Source organism: Neobacillus sp. DY30 (genome assembly GCF_030123065.1).
Lineage (GTDB): Bacteria > Bacillota > Bacilli > Bacillales > Cytobacillaceae > Neobacillus.
The window spans coordinates 6049286-6069416 of the sequence record NZ_CP126093.1 but is presented as its reverse complement, the minus strand read 5'-3'; the positions used below and the strand labels follow the sequence as shown (position 1 = coordinate 6069416).

At 38.2% G+C, this 20131-nt stretch carries 16 protein-coding genes; 9 read left to right on the top strand and 7 right to left on the bottom strand.

The genetic code is table 11. The features are described from left to right. Nucleotides 1–11: 11 nt before the first annotated feature. From QNH29_RS29920 to QNH29_RS29910, 3 genes are all read left to right on the top strand, one after another. Nucleotides 12–1067 carry an ABC transporter ATP-binding protein gene (locus QNH29_RS29920; protein WP_283862860.1) on the top strand — a complete coding sequence of 352 codons (1056 nt, stop codon included), beginning with the start codon at nt 12–14 and terminating at the stop codon, nt 1065–1067. Further along, nucleotides 1064–1999 carry an ABC transporter ATP-binding protein gene (locus QNH29_RS29915; RefSeq protein ID WP_283862859.1) on the top strand — a complete coding sequence of 312 codons (936 nt, stop codon included), beginning with the start codon at nt 1064–1066 and terminating at the stop codon, nt 1997–1999. The genes QNH29_RS29920 and QNH29_RS29915 overlap by 4 nt, the downstream gene beginning before the upstream one ends. Nucleotides 2000–2164: 165 nt before the next feature. Continuing rightward, entirely contained in the window at nt 2165–3706 is a 1542-nt protein-coding gene (locus QNH29_RS29910; protein WP_283862858.1) for a glycine betaine uptake BCCT transporter, read from the top strand. Between the two features lie 51 nt (nt 3707–3757). Here the strand turns inward: QNH29_RS29910 and ilvA are convergent, their stop codons facing one another. Then, complete coding sequence (gene ilvA / locus QNH29_RS29905; RefSeq protein WP_283865785.1) at nt 3758–4930, bottom strand: threonine ammonia-lyase; 1173 nt, start codon at nt 4928–4930, stop codon at nt 3758–3760. A gap of 318 nt (nt 4931–5248) precedes the next feature. On the opposite strand from ilvA, the gene QNH29_RS29900 reads away from it, so the two are divergent. Beyond that, nucleotides 5249–7378, top strand: coding sequence for a M6 family metallopeptidase (locus tag QNH29_RS29900; RefSeq protein WP_283862857.1), 2130 nt, complete (start codon nt 5249–5251; stop codon nt 7376–7378). A gap of 105 nt (nt 7379–7483) precedes the next feature. Here QNH29_RS29900 and QNH29_RS29895 read toward each other — a convergent pair whose 3' ends face one another. After that, a complete protein-coding gene (locus tag QNH29_RS29895; protein WP_283862856.1) occupies nt 7484–9853 on the bottom strand; it encodes an immune inhibitor A domain-containing protein in 2370 nt (789 codons plus the stop codon). A gap of 308 nt (nt 9854–10161) precedes the next feature. Beyond that, entirely contained in the window at nt 10162–11997 is a 1836-nt protein-coding gene (locus QNH29_RS29890) for a M6 family metalloprotease domain-containing protein (protein WP_283862855.1), read from the bottom strand. Nucleotides 11998–12241: 244 nt separating this feature from the next. Here QNH29_RS29890 and QNH29_RS29885 point away from each other — a divergent pair, with 244 nt between their 5' ends. The 3 genes from QNH29_RS29885 (at nt 12242) to QNH29_RS29875 (ending at nt 14830) form a co-directional block, all read left to right on the top strand. Further along, on the top strand, nt 12242–12703 hold the full coding sequence (locus tag QNH29_RS29885) for a DUF3052 domain-containing protein (RefSeq protein ID WP_283862854.1): 462 nt from the start codon (nt 12242–12244) through the stop codon (nt 12701–12703). 339 nt (nt 12704–13042) lie between these two features. After that, nucleotides 13043–14221 (top strand): ParM/StbA family protein, encoded by a 1179-nt coding sequence (locus QNH29_RS29880; RefSeq protein WP_283862853.1) that lies wholly within the window; start codon nt 13043–13045, stop codon nt 14219–14221. Between the two features lie 12 nt (nt 14222–14233). Beyond that, nucleotides 14234–14830 carry a hypothetical protein gene (locus tag QNH29_RS29875; RefSeq protein ID WP_283862852.1) on the top strand — a complete coding sequence of 199 codons (597 nt, stop codon included), beginning with the start codon at nt 14234–14236 and terminating at the stop codon, nt 14828–14830. Between the two features lie 38 nt (nt 14831–14868). Here the strand turns inward: QNH29_RS29875 and QNH29_RS29870 are convergent, their stop codons facing one another. Then, nucleotides 14869–15585 (bottom strand): HoxN/HupN/NixA family nickel/cobalt transporter, encoded by a 717-nt coding sequence (locus QNH29_RS29870; protein ID WP_283862851.1) that lies wholly within the window; start codon nt 15583–15585, stop codon nt 14869–14871. 202 nt (nt 15586–15787) lie between these two features. On the opposite strand from QNH29_RS29870, the gene QNH29_RS29865 reads away from it, so the two are divergent. Further along, on the top strand, nt 15788–16165 hold the full coding sequence (locus QNH29_RS29865) for a hypothetical protein (RefSeq protein ID WP_283862850.1): 378 nt from the start codon (nt 15788–15790) through the stop codon (nt 16163–16165). A 194-nt stretch (nt 16166–16359) separates the two neighbouring features. Here QNH29_RS29865 and QNH29_RS29860 read toward each other — a convergent pair whose 3' ends face one another. The 3 genes from QNH29_RS29860 to gdhA form a co-directional block, all read right to left on the bottom strand. Continuing rightward, on the bottom strand, nt 16360–17100 hold the full coding sequence (locus tag QNH29_RS29860) for an anti-sigma factor (RefSeq protein ID WP_283862849.1): 741 nt from the start codon (nt 17098–17100) through the stop codon (nt 16360–16362). A 3-nt stretch (nt 17101–17103) separates the two neighbouring features. Then, the gene (locus QNH29_RS29855) at nt 17104–17670 is read right to left on the bottom strand and encodes an RNA polymerase sigma factor (protein ID WP_283862848.1); all 567 of its coding nucleotides are present in this window, start codon (nt 17668–17670) and stop codon (nt 17104–17106) included. Between the two features lie 294 nt (nt 17671–17964). Next, a complete protein-coding gene (gdhA, locus tag QNH29_RS29850; RefSeq protein ID WP_283862847.1) occupies nt 17965–19347 on the bottom strand; it encodes an NADP-specific glutamate dehydrogenase in 1383 nt (460 codons plus the stop codon). Nucleotides 19348–19488: 141 nt separating this feature from the next. On the opposite strand from gdhA, the gene QNH29_RS29845 reads away from it, so the two are divergent. Beyond that, a complete protein-coding gene (locus QNH29_RS29845; RefSeq protein ID WP_283862846.1) occupies nt 19489–20100 on the top strand; it encodes a LysR family transcriptional regulator in 612 nt (203 codons plus the stop codon). Nucleotides 20101–20131 lie beyond the last annotated feature (31 nt).

Genomic DNA, 20131 nt, shown 5'->3' with positions numbered 1-20131 from the left:
GTGTTTAATAAATGAGTAAATTATTAGAAGTCAAAGATTTAAAAGTATCATTTAACACCTACAATGGTGAAGTGCATGCTGTTCGAGGTGTTACCTTCGATTTAAATAAAGGTGAAACATTGGCTATAGTTGGTGAATCTGGATCTGGAAAATCAGTAACCTCTAATGCGATCATGAGACTTCTTCCTGAGCCGCATGGCTATATTAAAGAAGGTCAAATCCTTCTTGAGGGAGTTGACCTTGCCAAGAAAACAAGCAAGCAAATGCAAAAAATTCGTGGTAAAGACATTTCAATGGTTTTCCAAGATCCAATGTCCTCTTTAAATCCGACAATGAAAATTGGAAATCAGATTATGGAAGGTCTAATCAAGCACCAAAATATGAGCAAACAAGAAGCAAGAAAAACGGCTCTTGAGCTTCTAACGCTTGTTGGAATTCCAAGACCGGATGTACGTATAGACCAATATCCTCATCAATTTTCAGGCGGTATGCGTCAACGTGTGGTGGTAGCGATTGCATTAGCATGTAATCCCAAGATTCTAATTGCGGACGAACCTACCACTGCATTAGACGTAACCATTCAAGCACAAATCTTAGAGTTGATGAAGAGTATCCAGCAGAAAACTGATAGTGCGATTATTTTTATCACGCATGACCTTGGTGTTGTGGCAAATGTGGCAGATCGTGTAGCAGTAATGTATGCTGGAAAAATCGTAGAAATTGGGACAGTAGATGATATTTTCTACAATCCTAAGCACCCATATACTTGGGGATTGATAGGCTCAATGCCTACATTAGATAGCAGTGACGAGGAGCTTTTTGCCATTCCAGGAAGCCCTCCAAACATGCTTACACCTCCTGTAGGGGATGCGTTTGCAGCTAGAAATCAATTTGCTTTAGAAATTGATACGGTCATGGAACCGCCGATGTTTAAGGTTTCAGACACACATTATGCAGCAACTTGGCTTCTGCACCCGGATGCGCCTAAAATTGAGCCGCCTGATGCTGTTAAACACAGAATGCAAGGTTTTGCTCAAACAGGTACTAAAGGCGGTGGAAAACGGTGACAAGAGAAAAGCTACTTGAGGTAAAAAACTTACAAAAGCATTTTGCTGTAGGTAAAAAGAATACCATCAAGGCAGTTGATGGTGTTAGCTTTGATGTATATAAAGGTGAAACCTTTGGTCTAGTTGGGGAGTCTGGCTGTGGAAAGTCTACAACTGGCAGAACCATCATCAGACTTTATGATGCGACAGGCGGCGAAGTTAAATTTGCTGGTGAAGATGTTCACGGCAAGAAAAATAAATCGGAACTGCTTAAGTTTAATCGTAAAATTCAAATGATTTTCCAGGATCCGTCTTCTTCCTTAAATCCTAGGATGACAGTATTGGATATCATTGCTGAAGGTCTAGACGTTCACAAACTAGTAAAAAATGATGCAGAGCGTAAAGCGAAAGTGGAGGAATTACTAGAAGCTGTTGGTTTAAATAAAGAGCATGCTACTCGTTTTCCACATGAATTTAGCGGCGGGCAAAGACAAAGGATTGGTATTGCCAGAGCATTAGCGGTTGATCCTGAATTTATCATCGCCGATGAGCCTATCTCTGCACTTGATGTGTCTATTCAAGCACAGGTAGTCAATCTGCTTAAGAAGCTTCAAAAAGAACGTGGATTAACATACTTGTTTATCGCTCATGATCTATCAATGGTTAAATATATTTCAGATCGAATTGGCGTTATGTATATGGGGAACTTGGTTGAACTAGCAGAAAGTGATGAATTATACAATAATCCAATTCATCCTTATACTAAATCATTGTTATCTGCTATTCCTCTTCCAGATCCAAGATACGAGCGCACGCGTAAACGTATCGCATATGATCCAACTGTACACGATACAGATGGTGAATTTGCGCTAAGAGAAGTTACACCAGGTCACTTTGTCCGTTGTACGGAAAAGGAACTTGAAAGATATCAAAATGAACTAAAACAAAAATAAATACGTTTAAATAAAACAAACACAAAAATTCCTTACTTAAACAAAAGTAAGGATTTTTTGCGTCAAGGATACTTAGAGTGCAATCAATACAATTTATCATCTTTTCCTATATTCCGGGGAAGAGTAACATTATCTCATTTGAATTTATATAGGGAGTTGGAATTATTGGATAAGGTATCGAATGTATTTTGGATATCCCTTGTTATTGCAAGTGCATTTGTCATCTGGGGAATGATAGCCCCAGTTCAATTGGGTGAAGTCATGGATGAAACAAAGGCTTTCTTTTTAGACACATTTGGATGGTTTTATCAGTTATCAGCTACCTTCTTTTTGTTATTTGCAGTTTTCTTGATTTTTAGCAAGTATGGAAATATTAAATTAGGTGCTGATTCTGATAAACCCGAATTCAAAAATAGCACTTGGTTTGCAATGTTGTTTAGTGCAGGAATGGGGATAGGTTTACTCTTTTTCGGTGTATCTGAACCAATATCACATTTTATGACCCCTCCTATTGGTGAGGGGGGTACAGGTGAATCAGCCAAAGTTGCTTTACGATATACCTATCTTCATTGGGGATTCCATGCCTGGGCGATCTATTCGGTTATAGCACTTGTCCTAGCCTACTACAAATTTCGAAAAAAACAGCCGGGATTGATGAGCGTCACCTTAATACCTTTGTTGGGAAAGCGGGCAACTGGAATCATTGGAACGATTATTGATGTAATTGCGGTGTTTGCGACAATATTTGGTGTGGCAGCTTCTTTGGGTTTAGGAGCAGCACAAATAAATGGCGGACTGCACTATGTCTTTCCAGCAATACCAAACAAATTTACAATTCAGCTTATTATTATAGTCATTGTAACAGTGTTATTTCTGCTTTCTGCTAGTACAGGTCTTAAAAAGGGGATATCATTTTTAAGTAACGCTAATCTAGTGTTAGCAGTTATTATCCTCTCTGCCATCTTATTTTTGGGTCCAACAGGATTTGTGCTTGAATTGTTTACAACAACATTAGGGAGCTATATTCAAAACTTGCCAAGTATGGGATTAAGATTGACCCCTTTTAATAAAGAACAGGCAACATGGATTAAAGATTGGACAATTTTTTACTGGGCTTGGTGGATAGCATGGGCCCCATTTGTCGGTACCTTTATTGCCAGGGTCTCCAAAGGAAGAACAGTTCGTGAGTTTATGATTGCAGTTCTGGTGATCCCCACCCTTGTATGTGCATTCTGGTTTAGTGTTTTTGGAGGGACCGCTATTTATTTTGACTTTTTTAAAGGTACGAATATTGCCGGTGAAAGTCTTGAAACAGCGTTGTACGCAGTATATGACCTCTTGCCCTTTACGGGTGTTTTAGTAGTAGTAACACTTTTATTAATCTCTACCTTTTTCGTTACTTCGGCTGATTCAGCCACCTTTGTACTGGGCATGCAAACGACTCATGGTGAGCTAAATCCACCTAACGTAGTGAAAGTCACCTGGGGCCTTTTTCTTTCTGCTTCAGCTGTGGTGTTAATGCTTTCTGGCGGGCTTAACGCTATGCAGACTGCGATTATTGTGAGCGCCTTTCCATTGACCTTCATCCTGATTGCTATGACAATTTCAATACTAAAAGAATTTGGTAAGGAATCTCTAGTGACAAGTGGTGAAAAGAAAAAGAAGAAAGTTAAATCTGGAGAAGAGCCAGATACGAACCCTGCTTAGTACAAAAAGAAGAGTGTTGGATTATTCAACACTCTTCTTTTTTGATTTTTGTTAGAATTGATTGGTTTCTAGTATATAGTTTTTTTCCTTAAGAACCTTATAAAGCGTATCGATATGGTCATTGTTTTTTGTTTCCACAGAAATTTCCAACCCTGCATATCCGGGATAAATATTTTTGCCAATTCGATTGAGATTAACGGATTGAATGTTAGCGTCTAGGTCTGTTAAGGAGCTTAATACTTTTTGGAGTTCACCAGGTTTATCCCTTAGTGTAATGTTAAACGTTGCATACCTTCCTGACTCAACTAAGCCGCGTTCAATAATCCTAGAGATAAAATTCATATCGACATTGCCGCCGCTTAAAACAGCAACCACTTTTTTTTCTCTTAATTTTACTTTTTCATATAGAAGCGATGAAAGTGAACATGCACCAGATCCCTCTACTAACAGTTTATTTCTCTCTAAAAGCATGAGCATCGTTCTTGCTATTTCCATTTCGTCGACACAATAAATATCATCCACATATTTTTGTACGAGTTCGAATGTTCTCTGTCCTGGTTTCTTAACAGCAATTCCATCTGCCATCGTTGGAGTGGATTCAATTAAAATAGGTTGCTCTTCTTTTAGAGATGTTTTCATGCTTGGGCAGGCAAGCGCCTGAACTCCATATACGGCGATTTTTGGGTTTTTCTCCTTCACGGCGAGTGCAACTCCCGCAATGAGTCCTCCGCCTCCTACAGGGCAAATAATAGCCTCTACGTCTTCTAGCTGGTCAAGTATCTCTAACCCAACTGTCCCCTGGCCTGCAATGACAGCTTCATCATCAAACGCATGAATAAAAGTGGCGTCTCTCTGCTCTTTTAGCTCTAGAGCATAGGCAAGGGCATCGTCAAATGTAGCCCCTTCTAAGAGTACCTCCGCTCCATACTGCTTCGTTGCCAGGACCTTACTAAGAGGCGCTCCTTTAGGCATCACAATTGTACAGTTTACGCCTAGCATTTGACTTGAATAAGCTACACCCTGTGCATGGTTGCCTGCAGAGGCAGCTACAACACCCTTTTGCAGCTCTTCCTGCGATAGAGATATGAGTTTATTATAAGACCCTCTCGCTTTAAAGGACCCTGTTTTCTGGAGGTTTTCAAGCTTTAAATATACTTCATTATGAGAGAGTCTGCTAAATGTTTTTGAATAATCCAGCGGTGTCGTATGGACAACCCCCTTCATCTTTTCCCTAGCAATGATAATGTCATCTGCTTTCACATTTCTTCCTCCTGTTTACATCCTTTTTCTTAGGTTGTGCTGCGAAAAGTAAACTATGAATTATTTCCAGGAAATAATTCTAATATAGAGATTTGGTACTTTTGTCAGATCGGCGGGAATAGTTATATTTCCTTTTTTAGGTAAAAAGGGGTATGTGAGAGGTTGGGAAATTGAAACTTAAGCATCAGTTGTTTGTATCCAATTAACTATATATTCTAAAAATTCATTATGTTACTATTATTTGGAAAACATATAATAGAGATAAAAGGGAGGAACCAGAAGTTGAAAAAGAAAAAATTATTTTCAATTCTATCATCTAGTGCATTAGCTCTATCACTTTTTGCTCCATTAGCTAACGATTCAAAGGCAGAAGCTGCGGAAGCAACAGCACCTAAATGGGACGTAGAGCGTTATGGGGATCGAGTGGATATTGATGGTCAACTAAATCTACTTAGTAAAGATTCTTCATACTTAAAGCAAGCTGAAAAGAAGATTGCTGAACAAGCTGCTCTAATCAATTTTAATGAGGATCAATCGTCAGGAAGTTCAAGTGCTTCCAGTACAGCTCCAACTGAAGGGCAGGTAAAACAATTTTTAAATAGAAATTTAAAATTCAAACCATTTACTCTACGTAGTGTAGGAGAAAATGTTGAAATTTGGGTTGCAAATGACCTCTCATTTCCAGCAGGAGATCCACGCCCAGCACATGTTGTAACGCAAGAGCAAGCGGATAAACTTCGTGATGAGTTTGATAATAATATTTACCCGAAGGCAACTGCGTTCTTTGGAACACCGGATGTTCATGATGGATCGAAATCTCCACTAGCTGGAAAGAATGTCCCAGTTGGATACTATGAGGGAAGTGATAAGGTTATCATGTTGGTAGATAATATCCAAGATGATAATTATAAGGACCCTACTTATCCATTCTTTGTTGCTGGTTTCTTCTGGCAAACACTAGAGAACTATATTGATAGAAATATCATTACAATAGATACAAATAGCTGGGAAACTCGTTTGGAGTCTACATTCTTCGGAACAACAATCCATGAGTTACAGCACTTAATTCATGCTGATAACGATGGTGCAGAGGAAACATGGATAAATGAAGGTATGTCTACTTTCTCTGAATATCTTGGCGGATATGGACACGATGACAGTTCGATTAACTTCTACCTAGACCATCCAGAGAACTCTCTAGTAAACTGGGATGAGCATCGTGTAACAAAAACTGGACCTGAAACAATTGCAGACTATGGTCAAGTATACTTATTCACCTTATACATGAATGATAAATTTGGACGTGAATTTATTCGTGACCTAGCACTAAGTAAATCACAAGGTATCAACAGTGTTAATGAAATCTTAAAAGCACATGGTTCTGATTTGGACTTTACACAACTTTACCAAAACTTTATCACAGCATTGACATTAGATTCTGATGGCGTAGGTAATGGAGTATATAATTTTGACAGTATCGATCTCCGTGATGTAGTTGTGAATGCTACAACAGGTGAAAAACGCGGCAAGACTGTTGACTTTGAAAAGGCAGTAACATTTGAAAAAGAAGGCGTACCAGCTTGGGGCGGAGACTTTAAAGTATTAGATTTCCAAGATAAGATTAGAAGCATTTCTTTTGATGGTGTTGATTTCTTAGCAACTCCATGGTCATCTGTAGCAGATCCTAAGGATGCTGCGAATAAGGTATTATGGGGCGGACAGGGCGACGAAGCAGATAATGCAATAGTCCTTGAAGCGGATTTATCAGGGGTTCAATCAGCAACTTTAAATTTTGACAATTACCTTGATATCGAAGAACAGTGGGATTTCGGGGTAGTTCAAGTATCAACTGATGGCGGTAAGACTTGGAAGAGCTTATCAAATGAAAATACGCGTACTGATGTTGTCGAAGAAGGCTATCCGAAAATTAAAGAAAACGTACCTGGTTTTACTGGTAATATAAAAGCTTGGCAAAAAGAATCGTTTGATTTAAGTGATTATGCCGGTCAAAATGTATTGGTTTCTTTCCGTTACTTAACAGACTGGGGTCACACTGACGGTGGCTGGTTTATTGATAACATTGAAATTCCAGAAATCGGTTATACAAATGACGGAAGTTCAACAGAAGACTTCAAATCCTTCCAAGAGTTAGCTGGTCAGTATGTTAACTACACAGTAACTTTTATCAATGAGAAGGAAGTTGGTAATAAAAAGGGTGCGAAAACAAACTACAAGGTAATTACAGTTGATCCGTTCAACGTAACTGAAGAGGATGCATTAACTCTAAGACAGTTATTCCAAGAAGGAAAGAACTATATGATTACTTCTTATGCAGCGCCTGCAGATGATAAAAATCCAGTAGATTTTTCCTATGAAGTACATTTGAAAGAGAAATCTGCAAAGAAGAAGTAATAATTAAGACCGAACAATGACTTTAAAATAGTCATTGTTCGGTTTTTTTATTATAAAAAATGACTCCGGCAAGCACCGGAGTCACCTAAATTTAGGCATTTAAGTTTATTTAAAGATTAATACTTTACCAACCGTACGATCAGCACTTTCACCAACCACACGGAACTTTAATCCGTACTTTGGTACATTACGTCCTGCGTCCACGAGACCAGGATTACTGTAGTCTGCACTGTCATCGAATAGCGGGTTAAGTTGAGTATAGTTATCTGTCATAGTAAACTGACCTGGATAATTAATAAACATATTATCTGCTTTAGTTAGACTAAAGGCAGCATCATGTACTTGGTATCGAGTTGACGCAAGGGCTTTATTGCTCCATGAAAGTGTATGCTGATCTGCATCAACAACTCCTAAAAACCCGTCACCAGGATGTATTCCAGTCCAATTTTCACCATATGTTTCATCGACATACCAAACAACTAATCCTGAGTTATAGCTCATTAAGCTTGCACCACGACGGATATGTGCTAAACCTGCATCAACACCATTGTGTGATCTCCATTCTAATAAGTAATAGTGAGTACCTGTAGTTTTACCACTATCCTTTTTAAAGCCATTAAAAGTAAATTTAGAATCTCCTTCAGCGCCATCAAAGAATATTTCGCTTCCATCAGCAGTTACTTTTATATTGTCTACAAAAAAGCCTTCTAAATTCGCACCCCAATCTGACATAGAACGGAATTGAAGTTTGATATTTTGTCCAGCGTATTCGCTTATATTAATTGTTTCATGAATCCAGCCATTACTTGTGCCTGTGTAACCTGGTAGATTTTCTTTAATCGCAGGATACCCGCCTTCAACTAAAGAGGAACTCGTATTCGGAGTTGATAAGGATTTCCATGAAGTGCCACCATCTGTTGATATTTGGACCATAGCAAAATCCCAATCTTCTTCAATATTGTACCAAGCATCAAAATCAAGTGTAGCAGTAGACGCCGCTGTTAAGTCAAGTGAAGCTACCATGGTGTGATCTGCTTCATCACCTTTACCGCCATGATATTCAAAATTACCGTCCTTTGGAGTGTTTATAACAGTTACCTTTTCAGGTAAATCAATCCGTACAGCGTCATTATTTGTTCCTTTGGAGTTTGCCTGGTCAAGAAGGATTTCCTTCCCTTTACTTGTAACTTCACTTAGGTTTAAGGTAGTTCCTGTTAGCCAGTTACTTCCAGGCATAGAAGCTTGTAAAAATTCCCTTGCATACGGACTAAATCCAGTTGGTTCTGTTCCGGAAACATCTCCTGCCCAGCTTCCGCTTGACATAATGGACCAATACTCTACAGGTTCACCTGCCCCAGAGTAGATGGTATCATACTCGTCAGGAAGACCAAGGTCATGACCATACTCATGGGCAAATACACCTGCAGCGCCATCTGCCGGTTCAATTGTATAGTCATAGGCAGCCATATTACCTCCCCAGTAACGAACATCTGCCTTTGTGCGAGGAAGTGTCGTCACAGCCCCAAGATCCCATCGGTGAGACCAAATGGCATCAGCTCCTAGGGAACCCCCGCCTGCTTCTTCACCAACGCTAGAATGAACGATCATTAAATGATCGATTAATCCATCTGGCTCACGAAGATTTCCGTCTCCATCTAAGTCATAACGGTCTTCTTTATCATAATTTTTTAGATTTACAGTTTTGTCATTTGCAACAGCTAGTAGTGCTTCTTTAACAAGGCCGCGGGGATTTTTGTCATTATCACTTGAATCATTTCCGCCATAATAGGCAGCAGGCTGGGAGGCTTTATACCATCCTGCAACTTGACCATCAATGCTATAGCTGCCACCGGATTGTTGTTCATAATACTGTTTAACCGATATTAGTGTTTGACCATTAGGTCCCTTATATCCATTTTTACCAAAAATCATATCTTCATAATGCTGTTTTGTATAGTCCTCGTAGAACATATCGGTCTCATCCGATTTAATATTCGCAGCTGGAAAGTCTGGATACTCAATAAGTAATACTAATACATTATCTATACGTTGACCTCCATTCCAAACCTCTTCGTTTACAGGATTAACTGTACTCGACTGTCCCAGCTTATTGCCTTTGCCACTAACTAAGCCTGTATTTGCCAGGTTGGCTTTTAATGTACTTTGTAATTCCTTTTCGTGCTTATGAAGCTCACCAGTTTCCTTTGAAGCACCAGCTGCTTTATCTTTTAGGTATTTTTGTAAGGCTTTTTCTGCCTCTGCTGGGGTAGCATTTTTAGCAATTATGCCATTTTTCTTGAGCATTTCTATTAATCTCTCATCATTGGCAATGCCAAGATCGATTGGGGCACCATGTGATGTTAATTTAGAAGCAAAATCAGCAGCTTTAATATTTGGTGGAACTGAAGTGGCATTAACTAACCCTAGTCCTAAAGAAAGAGTTAATGCAGTGGATAATATTTTTCTCTTCTTCATATAGAACCTCCCTTTTCTATTTTACCCCTTTTAACCAACTGGTCAGTATGTATAAATCACCCCACAACTATTAAAATCTACTATTCTAAAAAAAGTTTCGTGTCCCTAAGAGAGTAGTAGTGTAATATGATGATATATCTTACACTGAATATTGTAAATATTAAATTTATTAAATACAAAAATAGAATAAATACTTAAAAAATCGACAACATTCTTCGTCCATATAAGGTTTAATTTTACAAAAAGAAGGAAGATTCTTATAAAATTAGACAAAAAACCTGAGCCTAAGGGACTCAGGTTTTCCTAAACTATTTTTTTGTACCTTCATTAAAATTATAATAGAATTTAGCAGTGATAGAACCATCTGCATTTTCTTTAATATCGTTTACATGGATTCCAGAGTCTGCAGGAGTAGCGCTATAGCCCTTCCAGAAGTAGTAGGAACCAGTATGAACATTAGAAGAAGTTGGAGTGATCTTCGCGCCTGTTTTGAAGAAGTCTCCGGCGTTACCGCGGTTTAAATTCTTTTCCAATTCATATAATCCATCAGCTTGAAGAAGAGATAATCCGTAGTGAGTAACAACAGTACCGTTGCTGGCAGTTTGTGACTGGTTATACTGGAACCGCTTGTTCATCCAGTTTTCAACGTTATTAGGGCGGAAGCCGGCAGTTTGATATAAGTTAATGATATTTTCGTCAACATGCCATGCTAATAATCCGTGAGAATCTGCACCTTGGCGGATTAAGCCTTTATTAAAACCATCTTGCTGTACGTTTTCAAATAAGAAGTACTCTGTTCCGTTAGAACCAGGGACCTCCATTTTTACAATTCCATTTGTTGCGTCCGCATTATTAATAGCCGGTAAAGTAATCTCTTTGACACCATCGGCAGGTGTTACATTAATAGGTTCTGCCCAGCCAAGGAAAACCTTAGAGAATGGATCAAAATGAGTAGGTGAGTTACCAGAGTAGGCGTTATTGTCTGGATAACGCATCCATGAACCGCCGGCCATCATCGAGTAGTTTCCAACACCTTCAGAAGTATAAAGAGTATCATAGAAATCTGGAAGTCCTAATGCATGTCCAAATTCATGTGCATAAACCCCAGCTTGTGCAGGGTATGGACCTGTTTTTGATGCTTCATCATATCCGTTAGTTGCAACGTTAAAGCCAGCAACATTACCGCCAATAGCAGGCTGGATATTGTAGTTGTTTACAACTACGCCATCATATGTCATATCTTGAGTAATAGTCTTATCAATCCAAGCAGCTTGACTCATTCCAGCATGTACATCTGCCGGTTTACCAGTTTCATAGTATTTACCATAGTATAAGGCACTTAATAAACTCCATTTATGAGACCAGAATTGAGCTGGGTCTCGGCTCCATTCTGCTCCTGTTCCTTCGTGAACAACAAAAATGTTTGGTACTTCACCATTTTCAGCATACTTTGAGAAATCTACTTGTGCGTCAGCAGCTTTTAATAGGTCTCGGACGAATTCTCCTGTATGCGCATCTCCGTTTACATTTCCTAATACATATTTGCCATTTTCAGCATACTTACCCTCTTGGTCTAAATAGTATGAAGCACCATGAGGTAGTTCTACCCAAACAAATTCTGTGTTTTCTTTGCGAACTAAATTAATTCTATCATCACTGGATTCTTTATAAGCATTTTGCATAGTACGATCTGTTGGGGCTTGAACACCGTTGTATTGGGCATATTTTTTAAAATATTCCAACTCGTATGGGTTATATTCTGTACCGAAAATTAAGTCTTCATAGTAATGAGCTGGAACTTGTCCAGGTAAGTCACCGACTGGTTCATCGCCGGTCTTATATTTTGCTAGAATAACAAGAACAGGTACATCACCTGTTGCTTCCTTATACGCTACGTGATTATTGCCAGGCTCCTGGAATTTTGTTCCTATATTAGCCTTTTCTGCAGGGTCAACCTTTGATAAATCAACTCCTAGTTCCTTTGCCTTTGCTGCTAGTTCTGGAGCAGCTCCAACGAATTCTGCTGGGCTGAGAGAGTATGTACTTTTTGTTGTGTATGGGGCTTCAGTAGGTTGAAAGCCTGCTGCCACAATACTTCCAGCTAATGCTAGAGTTAGACCGGTTTTTGATAGTACTTTTAACATGTACGTCACTCCTAAAATTATTTGAGAATTACAATATATCAGAATTATCAGATATAAGAGAGGAACGAATTACCTAATTTCCTTTTTATTTAGGGAGTCGAAATACCCAATTTCTAGCATTTTTTTGTGAAGGTAGATTTTGATAATAGATTTAAGTAATAGGAGATGGAGTTACTATTATAATTTTCAGTAATCTTGTATATGCTATGATTGAGACTATATAGAATGAGAGGAGGATTAATTAATGACGGAAGCAGCTCCTGTATTAAAAAAGTTGAATTTTAAGGATCAAGGACAGCCGGTTTTAGTGATTAACGCACCAAAGTCTTATGATAGTATTAAGTGTGCGTTTGAAGGGGAGGTTCATCAACAGGCCGAACTTGAGAAGTATGATTTTGTACAAGTGTTTGGGACAAGTAATCAAGAACTTCAAACACTTGCAAAAAAAGCGGTTTCTTTTGTTAGTAAGGATGGACTACTCTGGCTTTGTTATCCAAAGAAAACCTCAAAAACCTATAAAGGGTCAGATTGCAGCCGTGATACTGTTACAGGTATGCTCTCTGAAGAAGGTTTTGAGCCTGTCCGACAAATTGCCATTGACGATGACTGGTCTGCACTAAGATTCAGAAAACCGGAAAAAATTAAAAAAATGGTTCGGACCTTTGCAGTAACAGAGGAAGGAAAAAAACGTACCGAAAAGGAATAGACTCTCTTAATTGAGAGTCTATTTTTTTGTTTACAAAAAACGTTTACGTGTTTACGCATAGTGTGTACATGTCTACAAAGTTGTTTACATTGTGTTTACAAAAATGTAAACAAGTGTACAAACGTGTGTACATGTTGATTTTACGCTATGTTTACGTGTTTGTAATCGTTGTAAACGAATATTGTATACAACGATTACGTATTGTTTACAATTTTACACTTTGATTTCTTTTATACTTCATGATTGAAGAATCTATCAATCTCATATAATCTAAGACTAGAGAAATGAAATACATATCTTCATTAACATCTAAACTAATAGAATGAAAGGATGACAATTTTGAATAATACTAGAATTGCAGCCGTTGATGTTGGAAATGACTCCATTAAGGCGATTTTTGGAGAAATGGAATATGAACTTAATATCCCTAATATTATTGCCAGAGATACAGAAGACCGTCCTGTAATTGGAATTGAAGAATTAGATGACAAAAATCCTCTCGATGGCATTCATGTCAGAGTACACTCCCCTGCTTTGAAGGATAACAATGCTATTTACCGTGTTGGGAATCTTGCAACTAAAAGCCCTAATGGGACAGAACTAGATCCAGGCAGCAGCAAGTCCGAAGAAGACCAAACCTTAGTTCTTCTTTTTACTACATTGGCACTGGATGCTGTGAAGGAAGGAAATAAAAATAATTTCCGTCAAACGAAAAACGTCATTGATGCGAACTATACACTTGGAACGGGCCTCCCTCTTCGTGAAGTTAAGGAAGGGAAAGATGCCGGCTATCGTTCAAAATTAATAGGTTCCGTCCATCAAGTAGAGTTTCTCGTTACACCTAAATACCAAGGTTTAAAGGTAAATATCAAGTTTGATGAGATTAAGGTATACCCAGAGGGTTTTGCGGCTTTTATTAACCTAGTAATGGATAATAATTCGAAAATTATTAATAAAGACTTAATCGATAAGCGGATTCTTATTCAAGATATCGGCGGTTTATCAACAGATATTGCTGTTATTAAAAACCGCAATGTAGATGATGATAAAGCACAAGGTTTTAATCTTGGAGTTTCAGAATCATTGGAAGCAATCCGTGAAGAGATTAGAAAAAAGCATGGCGTAGAATTAGATAGCCGTCGCGATGTTGTTGAAATCATTACGAAGAAAAACGACCGTAACCATATCATGGTTAGAGGGAGCAGAACAAGTGTTCATGATATCACAGACCGCATTCTACTTGATTTAGCAAAGAAACAATATCGTTTATTACGAAATGTTTGGTCAAAGAACTCACAAACAGAGATTTGCTACTTTGTGGGCGGTGGAGCAACAGTCTTAAAGGATTATCTAAAAACCCTAAATAACAATTTAGATGGTTTTAATATTGATTTCTTTGAAGATGAAAAAGAAAGTATTTGGATGATGGCAAATGCCTATTATAAACTCATTCAAGATTTCGTCAGAAGATCAGAGAAACAAAAGCCTGAACAAACAAAAAAACCTGTTACCAATTAATAGGGTGATAATATGAAAAAGGCTGGTTCAAATGAAATTCAGCGTGGACAGGCAATTTCCTTCCGTGTCCCTTCTGACACACCTGACCATTTAATTAAGCAGCTGCAAAAATTAAAGGAAACTGAAAGAAGAAATTTTTCTAGCAAAATTGCTGAGTTTGTGATGGAAGGTGTCGGTAACGTAAATGCAAGAGAACGAGAGATGATAACCGTTCCTCTGCCGAAAATGCTGACGAAAGCACAGCGTGACTGGTTAAAGCACGAGCATTCAGAAGCATTGTTGGGGAGTATTATCTATCAATTGATAACCGACCCTGTTCGTTCTACTTCTCTGCTCGCAAGTTTAAATAGCAAATCGGTCGATATTGATGAAGCACTATACCTGCAAGAGGAAGAAGTATTTCCTGAGAAACATGATATAAGTTCATATCTAGTAAAAGAACCTGTTGTAGAGGAAATGGCAGCTTCTATCGATCTATCCGATATGGATGATGATTTGGATGAGTTTGATTGGGAAAATGCCAAACCTTTGATACAAGAAGAAAAGGTTGAGGAAGAGCCTGATTTAGATGACCTGCTGGGCGGATTTCTAGCCAGTATGAATAAATAGAAAAATGGACCCGAATGTTCGGGTCCATTTTCAATTCATCATTGAATCCAAAGTTTAAATAAGCCTTCTGTAACGCCTAAGTTGTACATGTAGTAGATACCAAACACAGTACTAATTACACCTGTAACCTGGGTAAGAGATTTATTTAGACTAAACTTTTTCGCACTAAACACAAACGGAATTCCAATTATAGTAGTAAAGACAAGCATTCCAATTACGGTTCCAGCTCCAAAAATCATGATATAAATAGCTGCTTCCCAAGCACTATTTACTGTACTCATTGTTAAAACAATCATTGCTCCGCTTCCAGCAAGTCCGTGAACTAAGCCGATAAACATAGATTTCAGATAGGAAACTTGTTTATGGTGATTACGGTGCTCATGTGTACTGTGATGACCATGTGAATGGACATGCTTATGTACTTCACTATCATGTTCATGCTTAAGTAAATAAATATTTTTAAAGGATAGAATGGTAGTAACACCAAGATAAACTAACATAATTCCTACTAAAAATTCTAATGACATGGCCCATTTTTCAGGAATTTCACCTTTCATTAAAATGAGTACGATGCCGACAATAAATAATGTTGCTGTATGGCCAATCCCCCAAAATACACCTGCTAAGGATGAACGCATTAGCTTTTTACTTTGGCTAGCGATGGTTGAAACAGCAATAACGTGGTCCGGCTCAATTGCATGTTTTATTCCAAGAACAAATCCTAGTCCTAGAATGGAAAGTAAAGTGATCTCCATTCAATTCCCCTCCTTTAATACTCTTTTCTACAAGAGAACATTTCTTAATTATAACACAGCAAAAGGGTACTGAATCTAATATAAGACCGTCTACTGAAAGGCCGTTTAAAAAAATTTTCAAATTTCCCTCAAACCGATAGGTCAATTCCATCGTTTCCTTTTGTGTAAGTCAAAAAAGCATATTTAAAGGAGCTGAAAGAGAATGAAGTTACGTCTAAAGTTCTTCATCGGTTTGTCAATCATCTCAATGTTTTTCTTTGGTGGTATGGTGTCAGCAGCTACAGATTTCACACAGTTTGGCTTTAAAGAGGTTGTAGTAGAAAAGTATATTAAAGCTGGGGAAGCTGAAAAAATAAGCCATAGTGGAATAAAAATTCAAGTACCAGAAGGGGCTTTTAATCATGACGTTCTCTTTCAGGTCCTTGAAGGGAATAATAAACAATTCCAAGCAAATGTCCCTGCAGGAGAAAAGGTTATCATGAACTTTGCTTTCCGTGTCATCGATTTGGAAACAAACGAAATCATTGGAGTATTTAATAAACCACTTATATTTAGTTATAAAGATAAAGAAATAAATTAAGGAAGTATCTACTATAATGTTAAGACTGATGGTTCGATTGTCAATAATAATGGGACATCGGTTATCGAAGGGAAAACCTTAACGCATCTGGTTGGAGGGGCACCTGTAGGCTGGTTGATTACATCACCTAAATAATAATTTTTAATTATAAACAATGCCGATGATTCCTAAATTGAATCATCGGCATTTTGTTCTTAGGTGCCTAATACTTTTTGTCCACGGGGCTGGGTGCCGTTGGCATCTGGTTCAAGTGAGACCCCAATTGCCTCAAAAACTTCTTCATTCTCCTTTAACTCATAGGTTAAAACGCCATTGCCTTGACTATCTACATGGAAAACCCCTGCGCTTCGCCTTTTACCCTCACGGATTAACCAAACCTGATAAGCTTCAGTACCCTTAGTTTCAGTAAGCCCCTCCAGTTGAAACACAAGTTGTTTTTTGTCACCTTGCTGATAAAGCCAAGCCTTTCCTTGTTTGATGGTGTCTGATGGTGTGTTCGATTTTAAGGCAAACACTTGTAATACCTTTGTTGGAGCTTGAGTTTGTTTTGTTTCCTCCTGGAACTGATTACTATGATAAATATGACTCCATAACACACCTGCAAAGGCCAAAAAGAAAACAGCTGCTGCCCATTTATAGAGATTATATTGGTAGATTGATTTTTTTGACTGCTTTGAATTAGTAATAGGTGAAGGATTTTTTTCTTCTGAGAAAATATGATTCATTACTTCTACTTTTAATTCGGAAGGAACTTCAACATCGTCTAATTTGTATGGAATTAAATTCCATGCCTCCTGAAGTTCCTCTAGTTCGATTCTACAAGAAGAACAGTTTATTAGATGATCTTTTAACGTATTTCTCTCATCTTTTGATTCTTCTCCAATTAAGAAACTCACTAATTCATTAGAAAATGAACAGCTGTTAAGTGTGCTCATTTTTTATTCCCCCATATCCACAACGAAGTGATTTCGTAATATTTTAAGTGTTTGATGCAATCTGCTTTTGATTGTACCAATAGGTTCCTTATTCATTTCGGCAATTTCACTAAGAGTATATCCTTCCCAATATAAACATTGAATTAGCTGGATTTGGCTTTTTGATAAATATTGATAGGCTTTTTGTACTTGATCACGGATTAGTTTTCTGGAGACGATATCCTCGGGTCCATTTTGGGAGCTATCAGGAATAAACTCTAATTGCTCTTGTTTGGTTGGGGTAAAAACACTTTCTCTCTTTTCTTTCCGGTGGTAATCAATTGTAATATTTCGAGTAATGGTTAGGAGCCAATTAACAAATTGACCCTTATCGTGGTCGTAGCCATTCACGGTTGTCCAAAGGCGAGTAAAGACTAATTGGACAATCACTCGCGTTTTCTCCTGATCTCTGGTTGATTTTAAAATAAAGGAATAGACAAGCTTTATGTAACGATCATAGAGTTCTTCAAGAGCGGGACGGTGTTTCTCTTTAATAAGCTGCATTAATTCAGCATCGGTCTTATTCTGCATTAATCAAGTCTCCTTTTAATTTCAGATCCTATAAATAAAACAACGTAAGAATTAGAAGATCGGTTTGTAGTAATTTATTTTAAATTTTTCATTCTATGAATCTCTCTTTAAAATAGTTGCAGCCAAAAGTTTAATAGAAGCCAAAGGAAGTTATATAGAAATAATAGTTTCTTTTATGTTGCCATTAGAAGCTTTACTTGTGGTTGGTTTGATGATTAAAGAAGATTGAAGGGGGAAATGTTTGGAAAGGCTGTAAAAAAGGGTGCTCCAAGTTAGGAGCACCCTTTTTGCAGGTTAAATTACACCTTGTGCGATCATTGCATCTGCTACTTTTAAGAAGCCAGCGATATTAGCACCAACAACGAGGTTGCCTGGATAGCCATATTCCTCTGCTGCATTCATGCTGTTACGATAGATGTTGATCATAATTTGGTGTAATTTTGCATCAACTTCTTCAAATGTCCAAGAAAGTCGTTGGCTGTTTTGTGCCATTTCAAGAGCAGATACGGCTACACCGCCAGCATTTGCTGCTTTCCCTGGCGCAAATAAAATATCATTTTCTAAGAACACTTCAACAGCTTCAAGAGTTGATGGCATATTAGCGCCCTCACCAACAGCTTTTACGCCATTAGAAACGAGGATTTTTGCTGCTGCTTCATCAATTTCATTTTGCGTTGCACACGGTAAAGCAATGTCACATGGAGTTGACCAAATACCTGAGCAGCCTTCGTAGTACTGAGCTTCTGGGTGCTCAAGTACATATTCACTGATTCTCTTGCGTTCCACTTCTTTAATTCGTTTTACCGTTTCAAGCTTAATACCAGATGGATCATAAACATATCCATTGGAATCACTGCAGGCAACAACTTTTGCGCCTAATTGAGTAGCTTTTTCAATCGCATAAATTGAAACATTCCCTGAACCAGAAACGACAACTGTGCTTCCGTTGAAGCTATAACCTTTGTCAGCAAGCATTTCGTTTACAAAGTAAACAGTACCGTATCCAGTAGCTTCTGTACGGCCTAAGCTGCCGCCATAACCAAGGCCTTTACCAGTTAGAACACCAGCTTCATAGGCACCGCGAAGTTTCTTGTATTGTCCAAACATATAACCAATCTCACGAGCCCCTACACCGATATCTCCAGCTGGTACATCGACATCAGGTCCAATATGTCTGTATAGCTCGGACATGAAGCTTTGTGTAAAGCGCATGATTTCGCCATCTGATTTACCTTTAGGGTCAAAATCAGATCCGCCTTTTCCGCCGCCAATAGGCTGGCCAGTTAATGAATTCTTAAAGATTTGCTCAAAACCTAAGAATTTAATAATGCTGGCATTAACCGATGGGTGGAAACGTAATCCGCCTTTATAAGGTCCGATAGCACTGTTAAATTGAACGCGGAAACCGCGGTTTACTTGAACTTTTCCTTTGTCATCAACCCAAGGAACACGGAATGAAATGACTCTTTCAGGCTCTACGATTCTTTCAAGAATATTTTGCTCGATGTATTTTGGGTGTTTCGCAAAAACAGGAATTAGTGAGTCAAAGATTTCCTTGACTGCTTGGTGAAATTCCGATTCATAAGCATTTCTATATACCACTTTATTAAACACTTCATCCACATATTGGAGTGCAGCGCCTTGCGCATCATGTTTTAACTGTTCAATTGTTTTCAAGCTATCCACCTCTTTAATGGGAAATTATTTTTTAAATAATTAGATTATTAATATCAATTATTTTATAATTAAATAATAATCTTAACAATGCTAATAATAGATGAAATCCATCTCATAATGAGATGGATCGAGGTGAGCCCTTTGGAATTACGTCAAATTCAATACTTTATGGAAGTAGCCAAGCGTGAACATGTTACCGAGGCGGCAACCGCATTGCACGTAGCACAATCTGCCGTAAGCAGGCAAATCTTTAATCTAGAAGAAGAACTTGGTGTTAATTTATTCATCCGCGAGGGACGCAATGTCAAACTTACCATGATTGGGCAAATGTTCCTAGAGCATATGGAACAAGCGATGAAGGTAATTGATGAAGCTCAACGAGAAATCAAGGAATACCTTGATCCAATGAAAGAGACCATTCGCATTGTGTTTCCAAAGGAATATATATTACGGAAAATTATCGTTCAAGCTTGTGAGCAGCTGGGATTCCAGCCGAAGGTTTCCTTCGAAGGAGTGGATATTGATTCAATAAAAGGATTGGTTTCAGCAGGTCTTGGAATCACGTTAATTCCAGAAATCACTTTGGTGGATGGATTCCCTCGTTCGACTGTTAAGGTACCAGTTATTGAGCCTGAGGTGACCCGTACGGTCGGGGTCATTATTCCAAGAGAACGCAAAATGCTCCCTACGGTCAGACTTTTCTATGACTTTTTAAAAGATTTCTTTTCCATGCTTGACCTATATCAAAGGTAAAAGCCCAACTTTTATGATATGCTCCCGGTAA